The sequence below is a fragment of the Pollutimonas bauzanensis genome (assembly GCF_900129885.1).
In the GTDB taxonomy this organism is placed as follows: domain Bacteria; phylum Pseudomonadota; class Gammaproteobacteria; order Burkholderiales; family Burkholderiaceae_B; genus Pollutimonas; species Pollutimonas bauzanensis.
This window is the reverse complement of the sequence record NZ_FQXE01000001.1, coordinates 570,316-591,814: the sequence shown is the minus strand read 5'-3', so window position 1 is coordinate 591,814 and position 21,499 is coordinate 570,316. Positions and strand designations below refer to the sequence as shown.

Annotated in this window: 23 protein-coding genes and 1 tRNA gene; 19 read left to right on the top strand and 5 right to left on the bottom strand. The window is 61.7% G+C overall.

Features of this window, described 5'->3' with window-relative positions:
- Positions 1-2: 2 nt before the first annotated feature.
- Positions 3-674 (bottom strand): ectoine/hydroxyectoine ABC transporter permease subunit EhuC, encoded by a 672-nt coding sequence (ehuC, locus tag BUB23_RS02895; protein ID WP_073101537.1) that lies wholly within the window; start codon positions 672-674, stop codon positions 3-5.
- Between the two features lie 40 nt (positions 675-714).
- Positions 715-1,572: an ectoine/hydroxyectoine ABC transporter substrate-binding protein EhuB gene (gene ehuB / locus BUB23_RS02890; protein ID WP_073101660.1), complete on the bottom strand. Its 858-nt coding sequence runs from the start codon at positions 1,570-1,572 to the stop codon at positions 715-717.
- A gap of 27 nt (positions 1,573-1,599) precedes the next feature.
- On the opposite strand from ehuB, the gene BUB23_RS26600 reads away from it, so the two are divergent.
- The 8 genes from BUB23_RS26600 to BUB23_RS02855 all read left to right on the top strand — a co-directional run bounded on the left by BUB23_RS26600 (position 1,600) and on the right by BUB23_RS02855 (position 10,432).
- A complete protein-coding gene (locus tag BUB23_RS26600; RefSeq protein WP_143160850.1) occupies positions 1,600-1,950 on the top strand; it encodes a hypothetical protein in 351 nt (116 codons plus the stop codon).
- Positions 1,934-3,028, top strand: coding sequence for a 3-deoxy-7-phosphoheptulonate synthase AroG (gene aroG, locus BUB23_RS02885; RefSeq protein ID WP_073101536.1), 1,095 nt, complete (start codon positions 1,934-1,936; stop codon positions 3,026-3,028). The genes BUB23_RS26600 and aroG overlap by 17 nt, the downstream gene beginning before the upstream one ends.
- Before the next feature lie 53 nt (positions 3,029-3,081).
- Positions 3,082-4,494 (top strand): FAD-binding oxidoreductase, encoded by a 1,413-nt coding sequence (locus tag BUB23_RS02880; protein WP_073101535.1) that lies wholly within the window; start codon positions 3,082-3,084, stop codon positions 4,492-4,494.
- A 46-nt stretch (positions 4,495-4,540) separates the two neighbouring features.
- Entirely contained in the window at positions 4,541-6,034 is a 1,494-nt protein-coding gene (locus BUB23_RS02875; protein ID WP_073101534.1) for an FAD-linked oxidase C-terminal domain-containing protein, read from the top strand.
- A 9-nt stretch (positions 6,035-6,043) separates the two neighbouring features.
- Entirely contained in the window at positions 6,044-7,144 is a 1,101-nt protein-coding gene (gene glcE / locus BUB23_RS02870; RefSeq protein ID WP_073101533.1) for a glycolate oxidase subunit GlcE, read from the top strand.
- 9 nt (positions 7,145-7,153) lie between these two features.
- Positions 7,154-8,404 (top strand): glycolate oxidase subunit GlcF, encoded by a 1,251-nt coding sequence (gene glcF / locus BUB23_RS02865; protein WP_073101532.1) that lies wholly within the window; start codon positions 7,154-7,156, stop codon positions 8,402-8,404.
- A gap of 26 nt (positions 8,405-8,430) precedes the next feature.
- A complete protein-coding gene (gene mnmA / locus BUB23_RS02860; protein ID WP_073101531.1) occupies positions 8,431-9,546 on the top strand; it encodes a tRNA 2-thiouridine(34) synthase MnmA in 1,116 nt (371 codons plus the stop codon).
- A gap of 67 nt (positions 9,547-9,613) precedes the next feature.
- Positions 9,614-10,432 carry a sulfite exporter TauE/SafE family protein gene (locus BUB23_RS02855; protein ID WP_073101530.1) on the top strand — a complete coding sequence of 273 codons (819 nt, stop codon included), beginning with the start codon at positions 9,614-9,616 and terminating at the stop codon, positions 10,430-10,432.
- Positions 10,433-10,438: 6 nt separating this feature from the next.
- On the opposite strand, the gene BUB23_RS02850 is transcribed toward BUB23_RS02855, so the two are convergent.
- Positions 10,439-11,053: a glutathione S-transferase N-terminal domain-containing protein gene (locus tag BUB23_RS02850; RefSeq protein ID WP_073101529.1), complete on the bottom strand. Its 615-nt coding sequence runs from the start codon at positions 11,051-11,053 to the stop codon at positions 10,439-10,441.
- Positions 11,054-11,305: 252 nt separating this feature from the next.
- Here BUB23_RS02850 and purB point away from each other — a divergent pair, with 252 nt between their 5' ends.
- The 7 genes from purB to BUB23_RS02815 all read left to right on the top strand — a co-directional run bounded on the left by purB (position 11,306) and on the right by BUB23_RS02815 (position 16,089).
- Positions 11,306-12,682: an adenylosuccinate lyase gene (gene purB / locus BUB23_RS02845; protein ID WP_073101528.1), complete on the top strand. Its 1,377-nt coding sequence runs from the start codon at positions 11,306-11,308 to the stop codon at positions 12,680-12,682.
- 135 nt (positions 12,683-12,817) lie between these two features.
- Positions 12,818-13,270, top strand: a complete 453-nt coding sequence (locus BUB23_RS02840) for a c-type cytochrome (protein WP_073101527.1) — start codon at positions 12,818-12,820, stop codon at positions 13,268-13,270.
- A 122-nt stretch (positions 13,271-13,392) separates the two neighbouring features.
- A tRNA-Lys gene (locus tag BUB23_RS02835) sits at positions 13,393-13,468 on the top strand.
- Positions 13,469-13,698: 230 nt separating this feature from the next.
- A complete protein-coding gene (locus BUB23_RS02830; RefSeq protein WP_073101526.1) occupies positions 13,699-13,908 on the top strand; it encodes a cold-shock protein in 210 nt (69 codons plus the stop codon).
- 233 nt (positions 13,909-14,141) lie between these two features.
- A complete protein-coding gene (locus BUB23_RS02825; RefSeq protein ID WP_073101525.1) occupies positions 14,142-14,507 on the top strand; it encodes a YgiW/YdeI family stress tolerance OB fold protein in 366 nt (121 codons plus the stop codon).
- Positions 14,508-14,946: 439 nt separating this feature from the next.
- Entirely contained in the window at positions 14,947-15,180 is a 234-nt protein-coding gene (locus BUB23_RS02820; protein WP_073101524.1) for a hypothetical protein, read from the top strand.
- Positions 15,181-15,372: 192 nt separating this feature from the next.
- Positions 15,373-16,089: a TerC family protein gene (locus BUB23_RS02815; RefSeq protein ID WP_073101523.1), complete on the top strand. Its 717-nt coding sequence runs from the start codon at positions 15,373-15,375 to the stop codon at positions 16,087-16,089.
- Between the two features lie 8 nt (positions 16,090-16,097).
- Here the strand turns inward: BUB23_RS02815 and BUB23_RS02810 are convergent, their stop codons facing one another.
- Complete coding sequence (locus tag BUB23_RS02810) at positions 16,098-16,829, bottom strand: sulfite exporter TauE/SafE family protein (protein WP_218598830.1); 732 nt, start codon at positions 16,827-16,829, stop codon at positions 16,098-16,100.
- A 146-nt stretch (positions 16,830-16,975) separates the two neighbouring features.
- The gene (locus BUB23_RS02805; RefSeq protein WP_073101522.1) at positions 16,976-17,158 is read right to left on the bottom strand and encodes a CsbD family protein; all 183 of its coding nucleotides are present in this window, start codon (positions 17,156-17,158) and stop codon (positions 16,976-16,978) included.
- 171 nt (positions 17,159-17,329) lie between these two features.
- Between BUB23_RS02805 and BUB23_RS02800 the strand changes: the two genes are divergently transcribed.
- From BUB23_RS02800 to BUB23_RS02785, 4 genes are all read left to right on the top strand, one after another.
- Positions 17,330-17,578 (top strand): hypothetical protein, encoded by a 249-nt coding sequence (locus tag BUB23_RS02800; protein WP_073101521.1) that lies wholly within the window; start codon positions 17,330-17,332, stop codon positions 17,576-17,578.
- 307 nt (positions 17,579-17,885) lie between these two features.
- A complete protein-coding gene (locus tag BUB23_RS02795) occupies positions 17,886-18,116 on the top strand; it encodes a hypothetical protein (protein WP_073101520.1) in 231 nt (76 codons plus the stop codon).
- Positions 18,117-18,401: 285 nt separating this feature from the next.
- Complete coding sequence (locus BUB23_RS02790; RefSeq protein ID WP_245801138.1) at positions 18,402-20,513, top strand: hydantoinase/oxoprolinase family protein; 2,112 nt, start codon at positions 18,402-18,404, stop codon at positions 20,511-20,513.
- Positions 20,513-21,499, top strand: coding sequence for an ABC transporter permease (locus tag BUB23_RS02785; protein ID WP_073101518.1), 987 nt, complete (start codon positions 20,513-20,515; stop codon positions 21,497-21,499). Before BUB23_RS02790 ends, BUB23_RS02785 begins: the two co-directional genes overlap by 1 nt.

Sequence of the window (21,499 nt, the reverse complement as noted above, 5' to 3'; positions counted from 1 at the left end):
GCTCAGGCCCTCCCCGCGCGCCAGCGCCCGATGGAGCGCTCCAGCAGCTTCATGATGGCGGTCAGGACCAGGGCCATGCCAAAGTACATGAACAGCAGCAGGGTATAGACCGTGGTGCTGTCTTGCGTGAAATTGCGGATCTGTTCGGCGCGAAAGGCGAGGTCTCCCAGGCTGATCAAGGAAACCAGCGCCGTATCCTTGAGGTTTTGCACGGCAAGGTTGCCGAAGCTGGGCATCATCTCGGGAATGGCTTGCGGCAGGGCGATGCGCCACAGCACCTGCCTGGGGGTGAAGTCCAGCGACTTCGCGGCCTCGTGCTGCGAACGCGGCACGGCCTGGATGGCCCCGCGCACCACCTCGGCCCCGTAGGCGCCGATATTCAGCGCCAGCGCCAGGGTGCCGGCAACCACGGGCGGCAGGCGCAGGTCGACGCCTATGGCCTGGCCCACGACCGGCAGGGCGAAATACAGCCAGAACAGCTGGACCAGCAGAGACGTGCCGCGGAACACTTCAATGAAGAAGACCGAGATCGCTTTCGCCAGCCAGTTGCCGGACAATTTTCCTATGCCGAATGCGAAAGCGAAAAACGCCCCGAGCAGGGTGGAATACAGGGTCAGCTGTATCGTTACCCAGGCGCCCTCCAGCAGCGGTTTGCTGTAACTGATCCATTCCATCGGCGCTATGGTCCTGTTTCGTGGGAGAGGGCTTTACCGCTCATTCAGCGCAAAGCTGCGCGCTGGTTTTGCTGAAGGATGCCTTGGCGTCCTCCGGGCTGAAGCCGTATTGGGCCATGGTTTTTTCCCAGCCCTCGGTTTTCTTGTACTTTGCCAATTCGGCGCTGACGGCGTCGCGCAATTCCTTGGACTCCGGCGTGAACGTGAAGGCGCCCCAGCTGCGCACCGGCTGGCCACCGATGACCGGGTCGGTGAAGTCCTGCGCGGCCTCCACCTTGCCGGTCTTGCTGGCCAGCTGGCCCACTGTGGGGCTGGTTGCGGCATAGGCGGCGGCGCGGCCGGTCGATACGGTCGAGATGGCGTCCGCATTGGTCGCGATGGTCACCATCCGGTCGGCCGGCACGCCCAGGGCCTGGAGCATTTCCAGCTGGTCGGCGCCCGCCATGATGGCGATTTTCTTGTCGGATTTGGCAAAGGCTTCGAAACTGTGGAGATTGTCCGGGTTGCCCTTGGCCACCAGCAGCCCTTCGCCGTATGAGCTATTGGGTTCAGAAAACAGCACTTCTTTGCAGCGCTGCGGCAGTATGGCCATTTCGGCCGCCACCATGTCGAAGCGATCCGCCCTCAGGCCGGGAATCAGCGAGCCGAAATTGGTGGTCACCCATTTGATCTCGGGGATGCCCAGCTGCTCCATCACATGCCTGGCGACATCCGGCCCTATGCCTTTGACCTGGCCGTCGAGGTCCGTGTAGCCATAGGGAATTTCATTGGCGACGGCGACGCGTATGTGGCCGCGATCCTTGATTTCCTTGAGGCTGGCCGCGCCGGCCTGGCTGGCCAGGCCCAGGACCATGGCCGCTGCGAGGGCGCCCAGGGCGGTGCTATGGATTTTGTTCATGTGCATGTCCTTTTCTGAAGATGAGGTATGACGAGGACTCGCTTACGAAAGATATCTGCAAAAATCATACACTATAAAATCATTTCAACTCAAATCGATATGGCGCGACAGATGGGATGCTGTGCCGCAACATTCTGGGCAATTTCTTATTGGCAGGATAAGAACTCTGTGCTAGGATTGGTCCATGTCTCGCGTACCTTTCTTCGCTTCCTTTTATTTTTTTATTTTTCCAAAGCCGCCGGTGGAGGAAGGGAAGCGTTGTACGCAGTAAAAAAGAACCAAATTCCCAAAAAGCCGCCAGCGACGCTAGGCGGCTTTTTTTGTACCGCCTGCCAAGCTGAAATTACTCTGGAGTCAAGCTGTGTCGCACAATACTGATGATTTACGTATCCGGGAAATCAAGGAACTCAGCCCGCCGGCTCACGTCATGCGCGAGTTTCCCTGCACCACCGGCATCTCGGCAACGGTTTATGGCGCCCGCCAGGCGCTGCACAATATTTTGCATGGTTCGGACGACCGCCTCGCGGTGGTGATCGGGCCTTGTTCCATCCACAACACGGCGGGCGCGCTGGAATACGCCCAGCGCCTGCTGGGGCAGCGCGAGCGCTTCAAGGGCGAACTCGAAATCATTATGCGCGTCTACTTCGAGAAGCCGCGCACGACGGTGGGCTGGAAAGGGCTGATCAATGATCCCGGCCTGGATGGCAGCTTCAATATCAACCAGGGCTTGCGCACGGCGCGCGAATTATTGATAGACGTCAATGAACTGGGCATGCCCGCGGGCTGTGAATTCCTGGACATGATCACCCCCCAGTACATTGCCGACCTGGTTTCCTGGGGCGCCATCGGCGCGCGCACGACGGAAAGCCAGGTGCACAGGGAATTGGCCTCGGGGCTGTCCTGCCCGGTCGGCTTCAAGAACGGCACGGACGGCAATGTCAAGATCGCCATCGACGCCATCAAGGCGGCTTCGCAGCCCCATCATTTCCTTTCCGTCACCAAGGGCGGCCATTCCGCCATCGTTTCGACCGTCGGCAACAATGACTGCCACGCCATTCTGCGCGGCGGCAAGGCGCCCAACTACGATGCCGAAAACGTCGAGTCCGCCTGCCAGACCCTCAGCAAGGCGGGCCTGCGGCCGCGCCTGATGATAGACGCCAGCCATGCCAACAGCAATAAGGATTACCGCAACCAGCCGCTGGTGATCGACGATGTCGCAGCCCAAATGGAAGCCGGCGACGAGCGCATCTTCGGCGTCATGGTGGAAAGCCACCTGGTCGGCGGCCGCCAGGACCTGGTTCCCGGACAGCCGCTGGTTTACGGGCAGAGCATCACCGACGGCTGCATCGATTGGGAAGCCTCGGTCAAGGTGCTCGAGCGCCTGTCGCAGGCCGTGAAAAACCGCCGCCAGCTGCTCGCGCAATCGGCAAATGCCCTGATCGGCAGCCAGGCGTAAAAGTCGTAGTATCGTAGCGGTCAACATACCGACCCGGTATAAGGAGTTATTGCATGAATGCCCCCGCTCTCGCCCAGAATCTGCGCCGCGCGATTCCGGCTGGTTTTCTCGACGCGCTCAAGCAACGCTTCGGCGACCGATTCTCGACGGCCCTTGCGGTTTGCGAGCATCATGGCCGCGATGAATCGCCATATCCGCCCATGCTGCCCGACGGCGTGGTGTTCGCGCTGAGCACGGACGATGTCGCCTGGGTCGCGCGGCATTGCCACCAGCACAAGGTGGCCCTGATCCCTTATGGCGTCGGCTCGTCGCTGGAAGGGCACTTGCTGGCCATCCAGGGCGGCATCAGCCTGGATCTGTCGGGCATGAACAAGCTGGTGTCGGTCCACGCCGAGGACTTCACCGCCACGGTGCAGGCGGGGGTGACCCGCAAGCAGCTCAACGAAGAAATCCGCAATACCGGCCTGTTCTTTCCCATCGATCCCGGCGCTGACGCCAGCCTGGGCGGCATGGCGGCCACCCGGGCGTCGGGCACCAATGCCGTGCGTTACGGCACCATGCGCGAGAACGTCATGTCGCTGAAGGTCGTGACCGCCGATGGGCGCGTCATCGAAACCGCCAACCGCGCCCGCAAATCCGCGGCCGGCTACGACCTGACCCGTATTTTCGTGGGCAGCGAAGGCACGCTGGGCATCATTACCGAAGTCACCATACGCCTGTACCCCCAGCCCGAAGCCATTTCGGCGGCCATCTGCAACTTCGGCACCCTCGATGCCGCGGTGCAAAGCGTGATCGAGGTCATCCAGATGGGGGTGCCGGTGGCCCGCGTCGAATTCATGGACAGCGCCGCCGTAAAGGCCACCAATGCCTACAGCAAATTGAGCCTGAAGGAATCGCCTTTGCTGCTGTTCGAATTCCATGGCAGCCCGGCGGGCGTGAAAGAGCAGGCCGAGATCGTGCAGGGCATCACGCGCGACAACGGCGGCATGGACTTCGAATGGGCCGAGCAGCCGGAGGATCGCAGCCGACTGTGGACGGCGCGCCATAACGCCTATTTCGCCGGCCTGCAGTTGCGCCCGGGCTGCCGCTCCAGCACCACCGACGTGTGCGTGCCCATTTCACGGCTGGCCGAATGCGTGTCCCAGACCGCCGCCGAACTGGACCAGGCCAGCTTTCCCTACACCATCGTGGGCCATGTCGGCGACGGCAATTTCCACGTGCTGATGCTGCTGGACCCCGACAACCCGCAGGAATGGGAAGAGTCCGAGGCGCTGAACCACAGGCTGGTCGAGCGCGCCATTCAGATGGACGGCACCTGCACCGGGGAACATGGCGTGGGCCTGCACAAAATGGAATTCATGCTGGCCGAGCACGGCCGCGACGCGCTGGACCTGATGGCCAGCCTGAAGAAGGCTTTTGATCCGCACAATATCCTGAACCCGGGGAAAATCATTCCCCTGCCTTGAAAGCCGGACGCCGCCAGGCGGCGTGAAAATATAATAAAGAGAGACAATGAACCATTCCACGATAAGTCCGGCGCCGGTGTCGGCGCCGGATTTCGCAGGGCTGCTGGCGCGGCTGCGGCCGGCCATTCCGGAGCACTGCATTCTGTCCAAGGTCGAGGATACCCGCCCCTACGAATGCGACGGCCTGTCCTTGTATCGCTGCCTGCCTCCGGTCGTGGTGTTGCCTGAAACCGAGGCGCAGGTCATCGCCGTGCTGCAGGCCTGCAAGGCATTCAATATTCCCATCGTGGCGCGCGGCGCCGGCACGGGCTTGTCGGGCGGCGCCATGCCGCATGCGCAGGGCATTTTGCTGGGGCTGGCGAAACTCAATCGCATAAAAAAGATCGACCTGGAAGCGGCTACGGCGATCGTCGAGCCGGGCGTGCGCAACCTGGCGATTTCCGAAGCCGCCTCCCCCTATGGCTTGTACTACGCGCCGGACCCCTCCAGCCAGATCGCCTGTTCGATCGGCGGCAATATCGCCGAAAACTCCGGCGGCGTGCATTGCCTGAAGTACGGGCTGACCATACACAACGTCTTGCGCGTGCGCGTGATCACCATAGACGGCGAAATCCTGGAGCTGGGCTCCGAAGCGCCCGACAGCCCGGGCCTGGATTTGCTGGCCGCGTTCATCGGTTCGGAAGGCATGCTGGGCGTCGTCACTGAAGTGACCGTCAGGCTGATTCCCAAGCCGGCGTGCGCCCAGGTCGTCATGGCAAGTTTCGCCAGCGTCGAGGCCGCCAGCCTGGCGGTCACCAATATCATCGCGGGCGGCATCATTCCGGCCGGCCTCGAAATGATGGACAAGCGCGCCGTGCATATGGTCGAGCCCTTCGTCAAGGCGGGCTACGACCTCGACGCCGCCGCCATCCTGCTGTGCGAATCCGATGGCACCGCCGAAGAAGTCGCCGACGAAATCGCCCGCATGGAGGACGTCTTCCGGCTTGCCGGCGCGACGCGCCTGCAGGTGTCCCGTTCCGAGGCCGAGCGCCTGTTGTTCTGGGCCGGCCGCAAGAATGCGTTTCCCGCAGCGGGCCGCGTTTCGCCCGACTACTACTGCATGGACGGAACGATACCGCGCCGCCATCTCGGGCGCGTCCTGGGCGCGATCGAACAAATGGAGGACGAATACGGCTTGCGTTGCGCCAATGTGTTCCACGCGGGCGACGGCAATCTCCACCCCCTGATCATGTTCGATTCCAACGTCCCCAACGAGGTCGAACGCGCCGAGAAATTCGGCGCCGCCATACTGGAGCTGTGCGTCGAGGTGGGCGGCACGGTCACCGGCGAACACGGGGTGGGCATCGAGAAAATAAATCAGATGTGCGTCCAGTTCACGCGCGAGGAGCTCGACTTTTTCGTGTCCTTGAAAAGGGGCTTCGACCCCTATGGCCTGTTGAATCCGGAAAAAGTCATTCCCACCCTGGCGCGTTGCGCCGAATACGGCAAAATGCACGTTCACAGCGGTGAACTCCGCTTTTCCGATTTGCCCCGCTTCTAAGAGCCGCCCATGGAATTCGCATTATCCGAGATCTGCCAGCAAGTGATGACAGCCCGCGCCGGCGAGCGCCCTGTGTGCATACGGGGCGGCGGCACCAAAAGCTTTTATGGCGAACCCGGCGACCGCGATACGCTCAGCGATATCGCGATGCTCAACCTGTCGGGCTACCATGGCGTGGTCAATTACCAGCCATCCGAACTGGTGATCACGGCCCGCGCCGGCACCTTGCTGAGCGACATTGAAAAAACCCTGGACGAGCAGAACCAGATGCTGGCCTTTGAGCCGCCCCGCTTCGGCCCGGCATCGACCATAGGCGGCTGCATCGCAAGCGGGCTGTCGGGGCCGCGGCGCATGGCGGCCGGCAGCGTGCGCGATTTCATCCTGGGCGCCAAGCTGCTCGATTCGTCCGGAAGCGTGCTGTCCTTCGGCGGCGAGGTCATGAAGAACGTGGCCGGCTACGATGTGTCGCGCCTGCTGGCCGGTTCCATGGGCATTTTCGGCGCGCTCACGGAGGTCTCCATCAAGGTGGCCCCCAAGCCCTTCCAGGAAAGGACCCTGGTGTTCGAGGCGGACGAGGCGGGGGCGCTGGGCCTTTTCACCCTGTGGCGGGGGCAGCCCCTGCCCATCTCGGCCACCGCATGGTGCGCCGGCCGCGGCGCTGCCGCGGGGCTGCTGCATGTGCGTCTGTCGGGCAGCGAGCCGGCGGTGGAGAACGCCACGGCAAGGCTGGGCGGCCAGGCGCTGGGGCCGCCCGAGGCGCGGGCTTTCTGGGACAGCCTGCGCGACCAGACGCATCCCGTGTTCCAGGCGCGGCCCTTGTGGCGCGTGGCGCTGCCGCCACAGACCCCGGCGTTCGGCGCGGGCTGCGCCCTGATCGAATGGAATGGCGGCTTGCGCTGGCTGGCGGGGGTGGAATCGGGGCCCGAGCTGCGCAGCGCCGTGTCCGGGCTGGGCGGCCATGCGGCCCTGTATCGCTATGACTCCAAGCCGGCGGACCTGCCTGTGTTCCACCCCCTGCCGCCGGCGGTCAAGAACATCAGCCTGCGCCTGAAGCAGGAACTCGATCCCGTCGGCATTTTCAACCCCAAACGCTTGTTCCCGGACTTCTGAGACGACATCATGCAAACAAATCTGGCACCATGGGCGCGTGATACCGATCAGGGCCAGGATGCCGACGAAATCCTGCGCCGCTGTGTGCATTGCGGGTTTTGCCTGGCCACCTGTCCCACCTATCAAATCCTCGGCGACGAGCGCGACAGCCCGCGCGGGCGCATTTACCTGATGAAGCAGGTGCTGGAAGGCGTCGAGCCCACCCAGGCCACCCAGGAGCACCTGGACCGCTGCCTTACCTGCCGCAATTGCGAGACCACCTGTCCGTCGGGCGTCGAATACGGCGCCCTGGTCGATATAGGGCGCAATCTGGTCGACCAGAGGGTCCAGCGCCCCTGGTTGCAGCGGCTTACCCGGACGCTGCTGCGGCGCCTGCTGAATTCGCCGCTGTTCGGTCCGGCCATGAAGCTGGGCCGGCTGCTGCGCCCCGCGCTGCCCGGCGTCCTGAAGAACAAGATTCCTCCCGCCCGCGTGGTCGGCGCCTTGCCGGCCAACGGCGCGAGGCATCCGCGCCAGGTGCTGATATTGGCCGGCTGCGTGCAGCCCGCCATGATGCCCACCATCGACGCGGCGACCATACGCGTGCTGGACGCGCTGGGCATAGGCACCCGGGTGGCGCCCGACGCGGGATGCTGCGGGGCCATCAATTTCCACCTCGACGCCCAGGAAGCGGCCCTGCAGCAAATGCGCGCCAACATCGATGCCTGGCTGCCCCTCATCGACAGCGGGCAGGTCGAGGCCATCATCATGAATGCGTCGGGCTGCGGCGCCATGGTCAAGGAGTATGCGCATCATCTGCGCCACGACCGCGATTATGTCGCCAAGGCGCTGCGGCTGGTCGATAAAGTGCGCGACGTGGCGGAAATCGTCGCGCCCCATGCGGCGCAGCTCAAGGCGCTGATGAAAACCCCGCCCGCCCCGGCGGCCTTTCATCCCCCTTGCACCTTGCAGCATTGGCAGGGCCTGCGCGGCGTCAGCGAGCGCATGCTGCTGGACCTGGGATTCAGGCTGCAGCCGTTTGCCGAATCGCATTTATGCTGCGGTTCCGCGGGAACCTATTCCATTACGCAGCCGGAACTCGCCAAATCATTGCGCGACCGCAAGCTCGGCGCCATAGCGGCGGCGCAGCCCGAATGCATAGTCTCGTCCAATATCGGCTGCATTACCCATCTGCAAAGCGGCACGGCCACGCCGGTGCGGCACTGGATAGAAATTGTCGATCAGGCGCTGGGCGCGCAGCCGGGCGATTCCCTTTCGTGAGCGGCGGAACCGTCTAAAATACCCGCATGGCTAAAATATCCGCATCAAAAGGGCGCGTCGTGGTGGGCATGTCGGGGGGCGTCGATTCCTCGGTGACCGCATGGCTGTTGAAAGAGCAGGGCTACGAAGTCGTGGGCCTGTTCATGAAAAACTGGGAAGACGACGACGACTCGGAATACTGCTCGACCCGGCAAGACTGGCTGGACGCGGCCAGCGTCGCCGACCTGATAGGCGTCGATATCGAGGCGGTGAATTTCGCGGCGGAATACAAGGACCGCGTATTCGCCGATTTCCTGCGCGAGTATTCGGCCGGGCGCACTCCCAATCCCGACGTGTTGTGCAATGCCGAGATCAAGTTCAAGGCCTTTCTCGATCATGCGATGTCGCTGGGCGCCGAGCACATCGCCACCGGCCACTATGCCCGCGTGCGCACGGTGGGCGCCGGAGCCGGCGAACGGCGCCAGTTGCTCAAGGCCCTGGACCTCACCAAGGACCAAAGCTATTTCCTGCACCGCCTGAACCAGGAACAACTGGCCCGGACGCTGTTCCCGCTGGGCGAAATACCCAAGACCGAAGTGCGGCGCATGGCGCAGGCGCTGCAACTGCCCAATGCGGCCAAGAAGGACTCGACGGGCATCTGCTTCATCGGCGAGCGGCCTTTCCGCGAATTCCTGAACCGCTATCTGCCGACCCAGCCCGGCCCCATCAAGACGCCGGAAGGCGTGGTGGTGGGCGAGCACCAGGGCCTGTCCTTCTACACTTTGGGCCAGCGCAAAGGCCTGGGCATAGGCGGCATAAAAGGGCGGCAGCGCGACGACGGCACGGCCGACGCCTGGTACACCGCGCGCAAGGACATCGCCCGCAATACGCTTTATGTGGTGCAAGGCCATGAGCACCCATGGCTGCTGGCGCGGGACCTTCAAGCCCAGGACGCCAGCTGGGTGTCGGGCCACGCGCCGCCGCCCGGCGCCTACGCCGCCAAGACCCGCTACCGCCAGGCCGACTCGGCGTGCACGCTGCAAGAGGCCGGGTCGGGCCGCTTTTCCCTGTCGTTCGAGCAGGATCAGTGGGCGGTCACGCCGGGGCAGTCGGCCGTGCTGTATTCGGGCGATGTCTGCCTGGGCGGCGGCATAATCGTGTAGGGACGCCTGGTGTTACCCTACGGCCTGCTTGTCTTGCATTCCCTTTACCTCTCTTTTCAAGGTCTTTATGGATCCGGTTTTTATTGTCAGCCTGGCGTGTCTGGGCGCCGCGGTCGGTTTTGCAGCCGGCCTGCTTGGAATCGGGGGCGGGATGATACTCGTGCCATTTCTGACCATGCTGTTTCCCCTGTACGGGGTGCCGGATCCGCTGGTGGTGCACGCGGCGATCGCCACGTCCATGACGACGATCATTTTCACCTCCATTTCCAGCATGCGCGCGCATCACGCCAAAAGCGCCATACGCTGGGACATCGTGGCCGTCATGGCGCCCGGCATGGTGGTCGGCGGCCTGGTCTCGGGCGGAGCGGTGTTTTCCTACCTGAGCGGGGCGTGGCTGGCGGTGATATTCGGCCTGTTTGTCGCCTATTCGGGGGTGAAAATGCTTAGCGGCAAGCCGCCGGTGGCCGGCAGGACCATGCCGGGCAAGGCCGCGACGGCGAGCGTCGGCGCGGGAATCGGATTCGCATCGGGCCTGCTGGGCGCCGGCGGCGGTTTCCTGTCGGTTCCCTTCATGACGCGCAGCAATGTGTCGGTGCATAAAGCCGTGGCCACGTCGGCCGCCTTGGGCTTTTTCATCGCGGTGGCCAATAGCGCGGGCTATATCTATTCGGGCTTTCACGAAGTGGCCGGCCAGGACGGCATGCTCGGCTATATATATTGGCCGGCCTTGATCGTGCTGTCGGCCATGAGCGTGCTGACGGCCCCGTTCGGCGCGCGCTGCGCGCATCGCCTGCCGGTGGCTACCTTGAAGCGGGTGTTCGCCTGCCTGCTGTTCGCCCTGGCCGCGTACATGCTGTTCGAGGCCTACCAGGCGTTTTCGGGATGAGGGCTTTCAGCTTTTGGGCGGGAGCGTGGCGCTGAACGAAGGGCGGCTTTGCAGCTTTTCGTCCAGACGCTGGAGGTTGGCGTACTGCGAGCGCCAGTTCACGTGGTCGAAACGCAAATCGAGATAACCCAGGGCGCAGCCCACGGCGACATCGGCCAGGCTGAAATTGACGCCCATGCAAAAAGGCTGGTCATCCAGGCTTTTGTCCATGGAGTCGAGCGCGGCCGAAATCTTGCCGTATTGGCGATCTATCCACGCCTGGCTGCGCAGTTCGGCGGGGCGGCGATTGATTTCGATATTGATGGCCAGAGCGGCGTCGAGCAGGCCATCGGCTATGGCTTCCCAGCATTTGGTGGCGGCCCGGTCGCGGCCTTGCTGGGGAATGAGCCGGCCTACCGGCGAAAGGGTATCGAGGTATTCCACGATGACGCGGGAATCGAACAGGCTGCCGTGGTCATCCATGATCAGACAGGGCACTTTGCCTAAGGGATTGTGGCTTTGTATTTGTGTATCGTCGGCCCACACATTTTCGAGTACAAATTCGTAATCGAGTTTTTTCTCGGCCATAACGACGCGCACTTTGCGGACGTAAGGGCTAGTTAGCGAACCAATAAGTTTCATGGCAAAGTTTATGAGTTTCAGGCAAAAAAAGTATAGCAGGATACCGCCGCTTATTTGCCGCCACGCGCGGACAAAACCGGTACGGCCGCCGTCCCGCGCGGAATGTGTCGTTTATATGCGCATTCCGCTCAAGAGGCTTGACGGATTCAATATGATGGCATCCCGAATTCGTTCAGTTGCGCTTCAGCTGGCCGGGGACCGCCGGGCCGCGGATGTTAGAATTCGAGCTAATTTTCCTTTACGTGAACCGCCATGTTAATCGCCCCGCAATTAAGCCATTTGAACGCCCTGTCCCCCCTCGACGGCCGCTATGCCGCAAAAGGGCAGCCGCTACGCGCAACCTTGTCCGAAGCGGCATTCATGGCGCATCGGGTCGAAGTCGAAGTGGCATGGCTGCTGGGGCTGTCCGAAGCCGGGCTGCCGGAACTGCGGCCTTTCTCGGCATCGTCCAGGGCCGCGTTGAAGCAGCTGGTGGATGAGTTCTCGGAAGAGGACGCCGCGCGCATCAAGGCAATCGAGAAAGTCACCAATCACGACGTCAAGGCCGTGGAGTACTGGCTGAAAGAGCGCGTCGCCGACAATGCCGAACTGGCCGCCGCCGCGGAGTTCATACACTTCGCCTGCACTTCGGAAGACATCAACAACACCTCGCACGCCCTGATGCTGACGCGGGCCCGCGCGCAATTCATCGTGCCCAAGCTGGCCGAACTGTGCCAGCACTTGAAGACCCTGGCCCGCCAGTTCGCCGACCAGCCCATGCTGTCGCGCACCCACGGCCAGCCCGCCAGCCCCACCACGCTGGGCAAAGAATTCGCCAACGTCGCCGCCCGGCTCGAGCGCGCCATCGCCGCCATCGAGGCTGTCGAACCGCTGGCCAAGCTCAATGGCGCCACCGGCAATTACAACGCGCACATGTCGGCCTATCCCGAGATCGACTGGCCCGCCTTCAGCGCCGGCGTGCTGGGCGGGCTGGGCCTGACGCAGAATCCCTATTCCATACAGATCGAGCCGCACGACTGGATGGCGGCCCTGTTCGACGCCGTGGGCCGCGCCAACACCATCATTCTGGACCTCGACCGCGACATCTGGGGCTATGTCGCCCTGGGCTACTTCAAGCAGCGCCTGAAAGAGGGCGAAGTCGGCTCGTCGACCATGCCGCACAAGGTCAACCCCATAGACTTCGAAAATTCCGAAGGCAATCTGGGGCTGGCCAATGCGGTGCTGCGCCATTTGTCCGAGAAACTGCCGATCTCGCGCTGGCAGCGCGACCTGACCGACTCCACCGTGCTGCGCAACCTGGGCGTGGCTTTCGGCTATTGCGCCGTGGCCTACGATGCCTGCCTGCGGGGCCTGCAAAAGCTGGAACTGAATGCCGCGGCGATCGACGACGATATCGACGCATGCTGGGAAGTGCTGGCCGAGCCCGTCCAGACGGTAATGCGCCGTTATGGCCTGCCGCAGCCCTATGAGCAGCTCAAGGCCCTTACCCGCGGCAAAGGCATCAACCAGGTGGGCCTGACCGAATTCATCAACGGCCTGGACCTGCCGGCCGAGCCCAAGGCCCGCCTGCTGGCCTTGACGCCGCGCACCTATATAGGCCTGGCCGCGGACCTGGCCAGGAAAATCTAGGGAGATGCCGCAAAGGCCTTGTTCAAAGGCCTTGCTGCTCATTGCCGCGCTGGCCGGCTTCCGGCCAGCAATCGAATACTGTCTTCGCTTTTCTTCATGTCCTTTTTATTTGCTGTTTTGAATCAAGGAGCTTTTATGAAAACGAAACTGGGCTTGTTTGCGCTTGCCGGCTTGATGGCCCTGGTTGCGACGCCTTCCATGGCTCAATTCGCCAAGGCGCAAGACGCCGTCAAATATCGCGAATCGGTCATGACCCTGATGGGCTCCCATTTCGGCCGCATGGCCCCGGTAGCCAAGAAAGAGGCGCCCTACGACAAGGACAAGATCAAAGAAAACATAGGGCTGCTCAACATTCTGGCCGCCTTGCCCTGGGCGGCGTATGGGCAGGGCACGCAGGGCGGCGAAGCCAGGGCCGAGGTCTGGAGCGATCCGGACGGCTTCAAGCAGGCCCAGGATAAATTCCAGGCCGAACTGGGCAAGCTGACCGTGGCGGCCGATGCCGGCGATTTCGATGCCTTCAGGGTCGCGTTCGGCGAAGTGGGCAAGAGCTGTAAATCCTGCCACGACTCTTATCGCAAAAAGAAATAGCCTCTGAGCGCTGCGCCTGGCTGCTCTTCATTGCGCGGCCGGCGGCGTTTTTTCAGTTTTTTTTGGCGTTTGCGTGGCGCACCGCCGTTTTTCGAGGTAGAATCTTTTTCTTCGCAGGACACGGGCTGTTAGCTCAGTTGGTAGAGCAGCGGACTCTTAATCCGTAGGTCGGGCGTTCGAGCCGCCCACAGCCCACCAGAATTACCCGTGAAATCAGTAAGTCAAGGCCGCCTCTCGGGCGGCCTTTTCCTTTTTAAGCGAATACGTGCGCATTGAGCATTGATCAAGGCCGTGCTGTTTGGCGGTGCCGCAGACAGTGGCATGCCTTCAGGTCCTAGGAGTATTGCTTGGCAACTGTTCTGGTATCGTGGAACCTTGACCCCCATAATTATTGCGGGGTTATTTCTCCCTTTTACTTAGGATTTATATTGAAAACAGAATTTGGCATCGTGAAATGGTTCAACAATGACAAGGGATTCGGCTTCATCTCGCCTGAAGCCGGCGGCAAGGATCATTTCGCACACTACAGCGACATCCAAGGCGATGGTCATAAAAGCCTCGAAGAAAACCAGCGCGTGTCGTATGTATCGACAGCCGGGCAAAAAGGCCCCCAAGCGACCATGATTCAAGTGGTTTGATCGCTCCGCTCGCCAAAATTGGTGAGCAGACAGGGCGATTGAATAACTGGTCGAGCCCTTTTAAGCATTGGGTTCGGCCTTTTTATTTTGGGGTGCCGGTTACGTTCGTCCAGCGCCGGATGTTCATGCCAGACCCCGAAAGCACACTCATCGACACCAGCCATCCTCTGTAACGTACATTGCAGGCGTTTGCTGCTATGGTTGCTTCTCACGCACTAGTTTTTGGAGACGGCATGCCTATACATGTAAAAGCACGACATCTGATAACTTGCGCCGTGGCGGCAGGTGTTTTTGCCTTGCCCGCTTATGCGCAATACTCGGGGCCCTCGGAAATTGGCCGGACGACTGTCGCTGAAATCCTCAAAAATCCAGTGGATGACCAGGATGTACAGGTCCAGGGGCATCTGTTGCGGCAAACCGCGCATGATAAATTCATTTTTTCGGACGGCACCGCCGAGATTGTCGCGGAGATAAAAACCAAGCATTTCGCAGGGCAGTCCGTGAACGAAAAAACGAAGGTGGAGCTTACCGGGGAAGTCGATACCAGCTCGAAGCGGCCGCCCGAAATCGAAGTGGAATCCGTTCGGATAATCGAATAGGGGAAATCACCGCTATCGACTCTGCCGTTGGCACCATGCCGCGGATTCAGCGCTCGAAACAGGCATATGCAACTGAAGATGAAGCCAATCGCGCCGGTGAAATAGCGCTTGAAGATTTTCATCCGGAATAGTCTTCGCCTTTTTCGCTAGTCATGCGGTCCAGGCGCCGGCACGGATGCGGATGGGCTGGTCGACGCTGACAGTTTCGGGGATAACGGGGAATTGGACGGGCAGCGTTCCGTTCGTGTCAGGCGTCAAGCTTGCGTGAATCCGCAAGAGCCGCAAGGCGCGATTTTGCAATGCTTGACGATTTGAAGCCGCGATTTTACAGTCCTTGACTATTGAGCCGTGGCGCGCGCCGCGTTTACAAGCAAAATGAACCCAGCTCAACGCGGAAGCGCAGTCGCTCCAGCCAGTCGCTCCGCAGGGGGATTGGCTTATGCTCGATCGGATCAACTTTGTGGGCGGCCCAGGCATCTACGTATCGCGCGCCGGGCGGCTGGTGTTCATCACCAGCGTGGAAGAGGGCGGGGACGCCCTTGAAAAGCCCTGCACCGGCTATATCGTCACCGGGACGAGCGCCCAAATCGTCAATGTATGGGGCCGGTGGTTCGCCACAGGCGCCTATGCGGACGACGGGACTCATGACAACGACATCGTGGCGCGGCTGTGATCCATGGCCGCTTATGCGGCGGCGACGTGCCGGCGCAGGGCCTTATAACCCTAGTGCTTATGGATGTATTCGGCAGCTGACGCGAAACTGAATGTAGAATAGAAAAAGTTTTTCTCTCGACTTCCAAGGACTTTTACTGCGCATCGTTCTGTCAGGCGGCGCCGAAAGGCCTGACTTAATTGGAAAATGCAAATGTTAGAGTTTGTCGAGACGCTCCACTGGGGCGCCGTATTGCAGATCATCCTTATCGATATCCTGCTGGGGGGCGACAATGCCGTGGTCATTGCGCTGGCCTGTCGCAATCTTCCGCCGGGCCGGCGCATGCAGGGGATTTTATGGGGCACGGCGGGGGCTGTCGTCTTGCGGGTTCTGCTGATCGCTTTTGCGCTTGCGCTGCTCGACATTCCATTTCTCAAAGCCGCGGGCAGCCTGCTGCTGCTCTGGATCGGCATCAAGCTCCTCGTTCCGCAAGAGGACTCCCATGGCAGCATCAAGAGCGCAAGCTCCATCTGGAGCGCCGTCCGGACCATTCTGCTGGCCGACCTGGCCATGAGCCTGGACAATGTCATTGCCATTGCCGGCGCCGCGCAAAACGCCCATCTCGATCACCAACTGTATTACGTGATCTTCGGCCTGCTCGTCAGCGTCCCCATCATCATCTGGGGCAGCACGCTGGTGCTGAAGCTTATCGACCGCTTTCCCTTGGTCGTTACGTTCGGCGCCGGCCTGCTGGGCTGGATAGCCGGCGGCATGCTGGTCACCGATGTGTTCGCGGTCGAGCTGTTGGGCGTACCGAGTCCGTCGGCCAAGCTGGCTGCCGAAATCATCGGCGCGGTGCTTGTGATCGGGACGGGCAAGTTGCTGGCGTCGCGCAAAAGGGTTTCCGAGGAACAGAAATCCGCGGCTTAGGCAGTTCTTCAGAACTGACGCGCGGCCGACCAGATCAAGGCCGATCCTGACGCAAGCAGGGCAAGGTCCATCAGGCGCCTGAAATCCGTGCCGCTCAGCCGTTTTACATAGACCTTGCTGATGAAGGTGCCTGCCGCCAGGCTCAATCCGACGATGGCCCCATTCAGGATCACGGTGCCGGGCAGCGCGCCCAGGGACTGGAATGTCGCGGTTTTGCTCACATATAGCATGAATGCGCTCGCGGCCTCTGTCGCTATGAATGCGCCGCCCGTAAGCCCATAGGCCAGGAAGGCGGGAACGCTGAGCGGGCCTGTCGAGATCACCAGCCCGGTCAGGAAGCCGACAAACAGCCCGATGAGCGCAAGCTGGCCAAGGGTCAGCGTATATTCGCGCCGCGCGAGGGCGCGGCGCGCAGGGATCATGAGCAGGAAGAAGCCGCCCAGGATGAGATCGATGACAGCGTTCGGCAGGCTTATCAAGGTTCGCGCGCCAAGCGCCGCGGCGGGGACTCCGGTGGCGGAGTAGGCCAGCACGGCCCGCCAGTCTATCTCCCTGAACCACACCAGCACTCGGGAGATGTTTCCCAGGATGGCGGCGATGGCCATTATGGGCACCGCCTGCTTGGGGCCGAATGTGATGGCGAGGACCGGCAGCAGGATGATGGACGAGCCGGTGCCGATAACGCCGCTGATGGCGCCGGCAATCAGTCCAAGCGCCAGTACCAGGCCATAGGAAATCATAGTGCCATTGCTGGGGTCATTGCTATTTGTTTTATATTTGAATTATAGGGATGGATGGCTTATTGGCGTTTTTATAGCATGGATGAGCCGCCAGAAAAAAAGCCCTCCGCGAGGAGGGCTGCAAGCCAGCCTTGCGGCTGCCGGGGCTATTTTTTTACGGCGTCGCGCACCGCGTCTTTCGCTTCGCCTATCTTGCGCTGCACGGTTCCGCTGGTCTTTTCCACCTTTCCTGCGGCTTGCGTGTCGCGATTACCGGTGACTTTCCCGGCGGTTTCCTTGACGGCGCCTTTGACTTCCTTGCCGGCGCCTTTGATTCGATCTTTGTCCATAACGCTTCCTCTCGGTTAGTGGGTCGAATGCGCAGGCGCCACCCCCTGATGGACTAGGCCGCCTGTACTATTCGCAGGGGCGGCAGCAAGTTTGGTGCCCAGGGCGCCAGTGCGCGCTGGATTCCGGGGGAAATCGGGTACGATGGCTGTCCCGGAACCACAAGGAAGCGTATGACCATCCGTCGAGAATATGAGTACAACGGCAATTGGATTGAAGTCACCGAAAAAGAATCGGATGGCCTCTTCCTGGCGAATATCCGCAGGACGCCCCACGGCCCCGGCTCTTCGCGACGCAAGTGGACCAGGGTAGACACCGAAATTGCGGTGTATTTTGATTTCGAGACGGCATGCGCCGAAGCGTTGGCGCAGGCAAGACAGCATATCGATAAAGAGCGCGACGGCTTGCGCGAGCCAGGCTGACTCCGGCCGTGGCCCGTGCCTGATCAAAGAACCCGCAGCCCCGCCTTTGCTGCCGCTGCGCGGCAAGCCCCAGGGTTTCCCCCAGGCTTATGCACAGATTGTGGGGATAAGTCCCGGCATCCCATCCATGATGGTCCGCCCCGCGCCGCTGGCCGCCGGGCGGCCGAGCTAAACGGCCCATTGACGGCGCCTCGCGTTTTTATCAGCATCGACCCTATGCGCCACGCATGCCACATGCGGGCAATTTTCGGTCAGAAGCTGGCCCCGTCGACTTAACTCCCTGGCTTGAGGAAAGGAAGGTATCCAATTGAACCCCGAGCAAATTGTCACTGGAGTCGGCATATACACAACCCGAGGCGGCAAGCTCGCTTTTGTTACCGAACTGGCCCCGCCGCTTGAGTCGGCCGAGATCAACTGTGTGGGTTATGTGCTGATCCACGACCAGCGGGCCGTGGCAAGCGAATGGCACCGATGGTCGCTGGACGGGCGCTGCCGCACCGGAGACGACCAGGAGTACCACCTGATCGAGAGGGTTTAGCCTGGGGGCGGCGCGCCGCCCCGATGGCGCGCGATCTTGCCCTCGTGCCTGTCATGAGTGAAAAACAGGAAATCGATCGCTTCAGGCCTGCTATCCGGCCAGCGCAGCGCTTCTTGTCAATAATCAGATATCCAAAGTTGGAAACATTCGTTTGAACCGGCGCGGCGAGTGCCTACCATTCCTGTTTGTCCTCAGCGCGCCAAGACCGTGCCGGGGAGCCGATCGGGAAAAAGCATCATGCGCAACGAACTGCCTGCAGCAGGCCCAAAAGGTACAAACCATCGCGTGCGTCTCGCAGTGGATGTCGGCGGGACGTTCACGGATATTGTCCTGCTCCAGGGGGCACGCAAGCACACGGGCAAGGTGCTGACTACGTCTAGCGCGCCTGAAGCCGGCGTGGTGCTGGGCATCGGCGAGATCCTGGGCCAGGCGCAGCTTGAATGGGGCGACGTCGACCTGTTGATTCTAGGCACGACATTGGCTACCAACGCGCTGATCGAGCGCAAGGGCGCACGCACGGCATTGATCACGACAGCCGGTTTTGGCGATCTCGTCGAAATAGGGCTCGAAGACCGATTTGCGCAATACGATATTTTCCTTGATAAAGCCGAACCGCTGGTGCCCCGTCACCTGCGGTTCGGGGTGAAAGAACGTGTGAATGCCGCCGGCCAGGTATTGACGGATCTGGATGAGGCGCAGGTGCAATCCCTGGCATCCAGGTTCAAGCAAGAGGGTATTGAAAGCGTGGCGGTCTGCTACCTGCATGGCTATGCGAACTCTCGGCATGAGCGCCGCACGCGCGAATTGCTGCGCGAACAATTGCCGGACCTGTGGATTTCTCTGGCATCCGATGTCTGTCCGGAAATCCGCGAGTACGAGCGTTTGTCCACGATTTGCGCCAATGCCTATGTGCAGCCTTTGATCGCGGGGTATTTGAAGCGGTTGACCGGGCAGGTGGCCCGGCTTGGGTTGCGCGCCGAGCCATTCCTGATGACTTCAGGCGGTGCCATAACAACGTTGGACAACGGTATTGCCGAACCCGTCAGGCTTGTCGAGTCCGGGCCGGCGGGCGGCGCGGTGCTGGCGCAGCGGGTCGCGGCACAATCCGGCGCGCGGCGTGCATTATCGTTCGACATGGGCGGTACCACGGCAAAGATCTGCTTCATCGACGACTACCTGCCCCAGATAAACCGCAGCTTTGAGTTCGGACGGGTGCATCGCCATCTCAAAGGGTCGGGGCTGCCCATCCGCATCCCGGTCATTGAGATGGTCGAGATCGGGGCGGGCGGGGGCTCCATCGCGCGCGTCAATCATTTAGGGGTCATTCAAGTGGGGCCGGACAGTGCAGGGTCGAATCCGGGCCCCGCGGCATATGGGAACGGGGGCGGGCTGGCCACCGTGACAGATGCCAATGTGGCGCTCGGCGTCACGGATCCGGGACGGTTCGCGGTTGGTAAGGTCGCACTGGATGTTACGCTGGCGCGCGACGCGCTGTCGTCGTCGCTTGGCGCGCAAACAGGCATGAGCATCGAGTCCAGCGCCGTGGCGGTGGTCGAGATCGTCACCGAAAACATGGCAAACGCCGCCCGTGTTCATGGCTCCGAATTGGGCAAGTCGATTGAGGACTACACCGTGATTGCCTTTGGCGGCGCAGCGCCGCTGCATGCCGCCAGGCTGGCGCGAAAACTGGGCGTGGCCCGGCTGATTATTCCGCGTTCCGCAGGCGTAGGTTCGGCCCTCGGGTTCCTGTGGGCGCCGGTAGCTTATCAAACGGTGCGCAGCCTACTCCAGCGGCTGGACAATATCGACATCCCCGCTGTGCAACGGTTGCTGGACGAACTCTCCGCCACGGCGCAAGGCATAGTCGAGCGGGCCTCGGCAGGCGCGCCGCTCAAGCAGAGCCGGCTGGTTTACATGCGCTACGCAGGGCAGGGCCACGAGATAGCCATCGACCTGCCGGTTGCGCCGATCACGCAGGCTACGGTCCGGTCGCTGAAAGACAGCTTTGAGACCAGGTACGCCCAGCTATATGGCCGCCACTTGCCGCATATTGCAATCGAGACCGTCAACTGGTCGGTGTCTGTCGAGGCTGTGGCGGACATAGCGGTTGCTCCCGACACGCTGCGCACCGGCGGCGCGCCGGCCGTTGCGCACCATGCCCGTTCCGTATTCGATGCGCAAGCCGGCGAGTGGCGCTCGCTGCCGGCCTACGAACGTGAAGAGCTTAATCCAGCGCAGCAGGTCGTGGGGCCGGCGCTGATCGTCGAAGACGAAACCACTACCTATGTCGAGGACGGATTCCGGGCCGCAGTCAGCGAACTGGGCTACCTCGTGCTGGACAATCTGCGGGTAGGCCGGGTCGCGCCGGAGGCGTCGTTGGCGCAAGCGGAACAATGATGGCGATGCCCGTCCGCGTGGGGCAACGACTGGCCTGGACCTTGCTCCAGGCGATACCTACCGCGCTGGGCATCATCATTCTGAACTTCCTGTTCCTGCAGCTTGTTCCCGGCGACGCGGCCGAAGTGATGGCGGCGGAGTCCGGCTCGGCTACGGAAGCCACCATGGCGCTACTGCGCCAGCGTTTCGGGCTGGATCAGCCCATGCTTGCCCAGTTGCTCTCCTATCTGACCAAGCTGGCGCATTTCGACCTGGGCTTCTCGCCGCGCTACAACGCGGCGGTCATGGAGCTCGTGATGTCCAGGCTGGGCAATACTCTGGTCCTGATGCTGGCTGCGCTGGGCTTGGCGTTCGTCGTCGGCGTCGCCCTGGGCGCGGTCATGTCGGCATTTGCGGGGAAGTGGCCGGACCGGGTGCTCTCGGTGTTTGCGCTGCTTCTGTATTCCACCCCGAGCTTTTGGGTGGGGTTGATGGCCATAGTGTTCTTTTCGGTGCATCTGGGCTGGCTGCCCATCGGTAGCAAGGAAACCATAGGCGCATCTTTATCCGGCCTTGACCTGTTGTTTGACCGGCTGCGCCACCTGCTCCTGCCGGCCGTGTCGCTCGCCACATTCTACGTTGCCATCTATGCGCGCCTGACTCGCGCCGCCATGCTCGAGGCGGGCCATCAGGACTTCGTGCGGACTGCGCGCGCCAAAGGCCTGCCGGCATGGCGAGTGCAACTGGTCCATATCCTGCGCAATGCGCTGATTCCCATCACTACCCTTGCAGGCCTGCACTTCGGCCATCTGCTGGGCGGCGCCGTTGTCATAGAAACCGTTTTCGAATGGCCGGGCATGGGCCGTTTGGCGCTGGATTCCGTGATGGCCCGGGATTTCAACGTGTTGCTGGGCATCCTGCTGCTGGCTTCCCTGCTTGTGATAGCGGCCAACGCATTGATAGATGTCTTGCATGCGCTCATCGATCCCCGTATCAAAGGCCGCTAA

Bases quoted from the DNA above. Each gene is read 5' to 3' on its own strand.
- ehuC (WP_073101537.1), bottom strand. From the start codon at position 674: ATGGAATGGATCAGTTACAGCAAACCGCTGCTGGAGGGCGCCTGGGTA.
- ehuB (WP_073101660.1), bottom strand. From the start codon at position 1,572: ATGAACAAAATCCATAGCACCGCCCTGGGCGCCCTCGCAGCGGCCATG.
- BUB23_RS26600 (WP_143160850.1), top strand. From the start codon at position 1,600: ATGACGAGGACTCGCTTACGAAAGATATCTGCAAAAATCATACACTAT.
- BUB23_RS02880 (WP_073101535.1), top strand. From the start codon at position 3,082: ATGAATGCCCCCGCTCTCGCCCAGAATCTGCGCCGCGCGATTCCGGCT.
- BUB23_RS02875 (WP_073101534.1), top strand. From the start codon at position 4,541: ATGAACCATTCCACGATAAGTCCGGCGCCGGTGTCGGCGCCGGATTTC.
- glcE (WP_073101533.1), top strand. From the start codon at position 6,044: ATGGAATTCGCATTATCCGAGATCTGCCAGCAAGTGATGACAGCCCGC.
- glcF (WP_073101532.1), top strand. From the start codon at position 7,154: ATGCAAACAAATCTGGCACCATGGGCGCGTGATACCGATCAGGGCCAG.
- mnmA (WP_073101531.1), top strand. From the start codon at position 8,431: ATGGCTAAAATATCCGCATCAAAAGGGCGCGTCGTGGTGGGCATGTCG.
- BUB23_RS02855 (WP_073101530.1), top strand. From the start codon at position 9,614: ATGGATCCGGTTTTTATTGTCAGCCTGGCGTGTCTGGGCGCCGCGGTC.
- BUB23_RS02850 (WP_073101529.1), bottom strand. From the start codon at position 11,053: ATGAAACTTATTGGTTCGCTAACTAGCCCTTACGTCCGCAAAGTGCGC.
- purB (WP_073101528.1), top strand. From the start codon at position 11,306: ATGTTAATCGCCCCGCAATTAAGCCATTTGAACGCCCTGTCCCCCCTC.
- BUB23_RS02840 (WP_073101527.1), top strand. From the start codon at position 12,818: ATGAAAACGAAACTGGGCTTGTTTGCGCTTGCCGGCTTGATGGCCCTG.
- BUB23_RS02825 (WP_073101525.1), top strand. From the start codon at position 14,142: ATGCCTATACATGTAAAAGCACGACATCTGATAACTTGCGCCGTGGCG.
- BUB23_RS02820 (WP_073101524.1), top strand. From the start codon at position 14,947: ATGCTCGATCGGATCAACTTTGTGGGCGGCCCAGGCATCTACGTATCG.
- BUB23_RS02815 (WP_073101523.1), top strand. From the start codon at position 15,373: ATGTTAGAGTTTGTCGAGACGCTCCACTGGGGCGCCGTATTGCAGATC.
- BUB23_RS02810 (WP_218598830.1), bottom strand. From the start codon at position 16,829: ATGATTTCCTATGGCCTGGTACTGGCGCTTGGACTGATTGCCGGCGCC.
- BUB23_RS02805 (WP_073101522.1), bottom strand. From the start codon at position 17,158: ATGGACAAAGATCGAATCAAAGGCGCCGGCAAGGAAGTCAAAGGCGCC.
- BUB23_RS02800 (WP_073101521.1), top strand. From the start codon at position 17,330: ATGACCATCCGTCGAGAATATGAGTACAACGGCAATTGGATTGAAGTC.
- BUB23_RS02785 (WP_073101518.1), top strand. From the start codon at position 20,513: ATGGCGATGCCCGTCCGCGTGGGGCAACGACTGGCCTGGACCTTGCTC.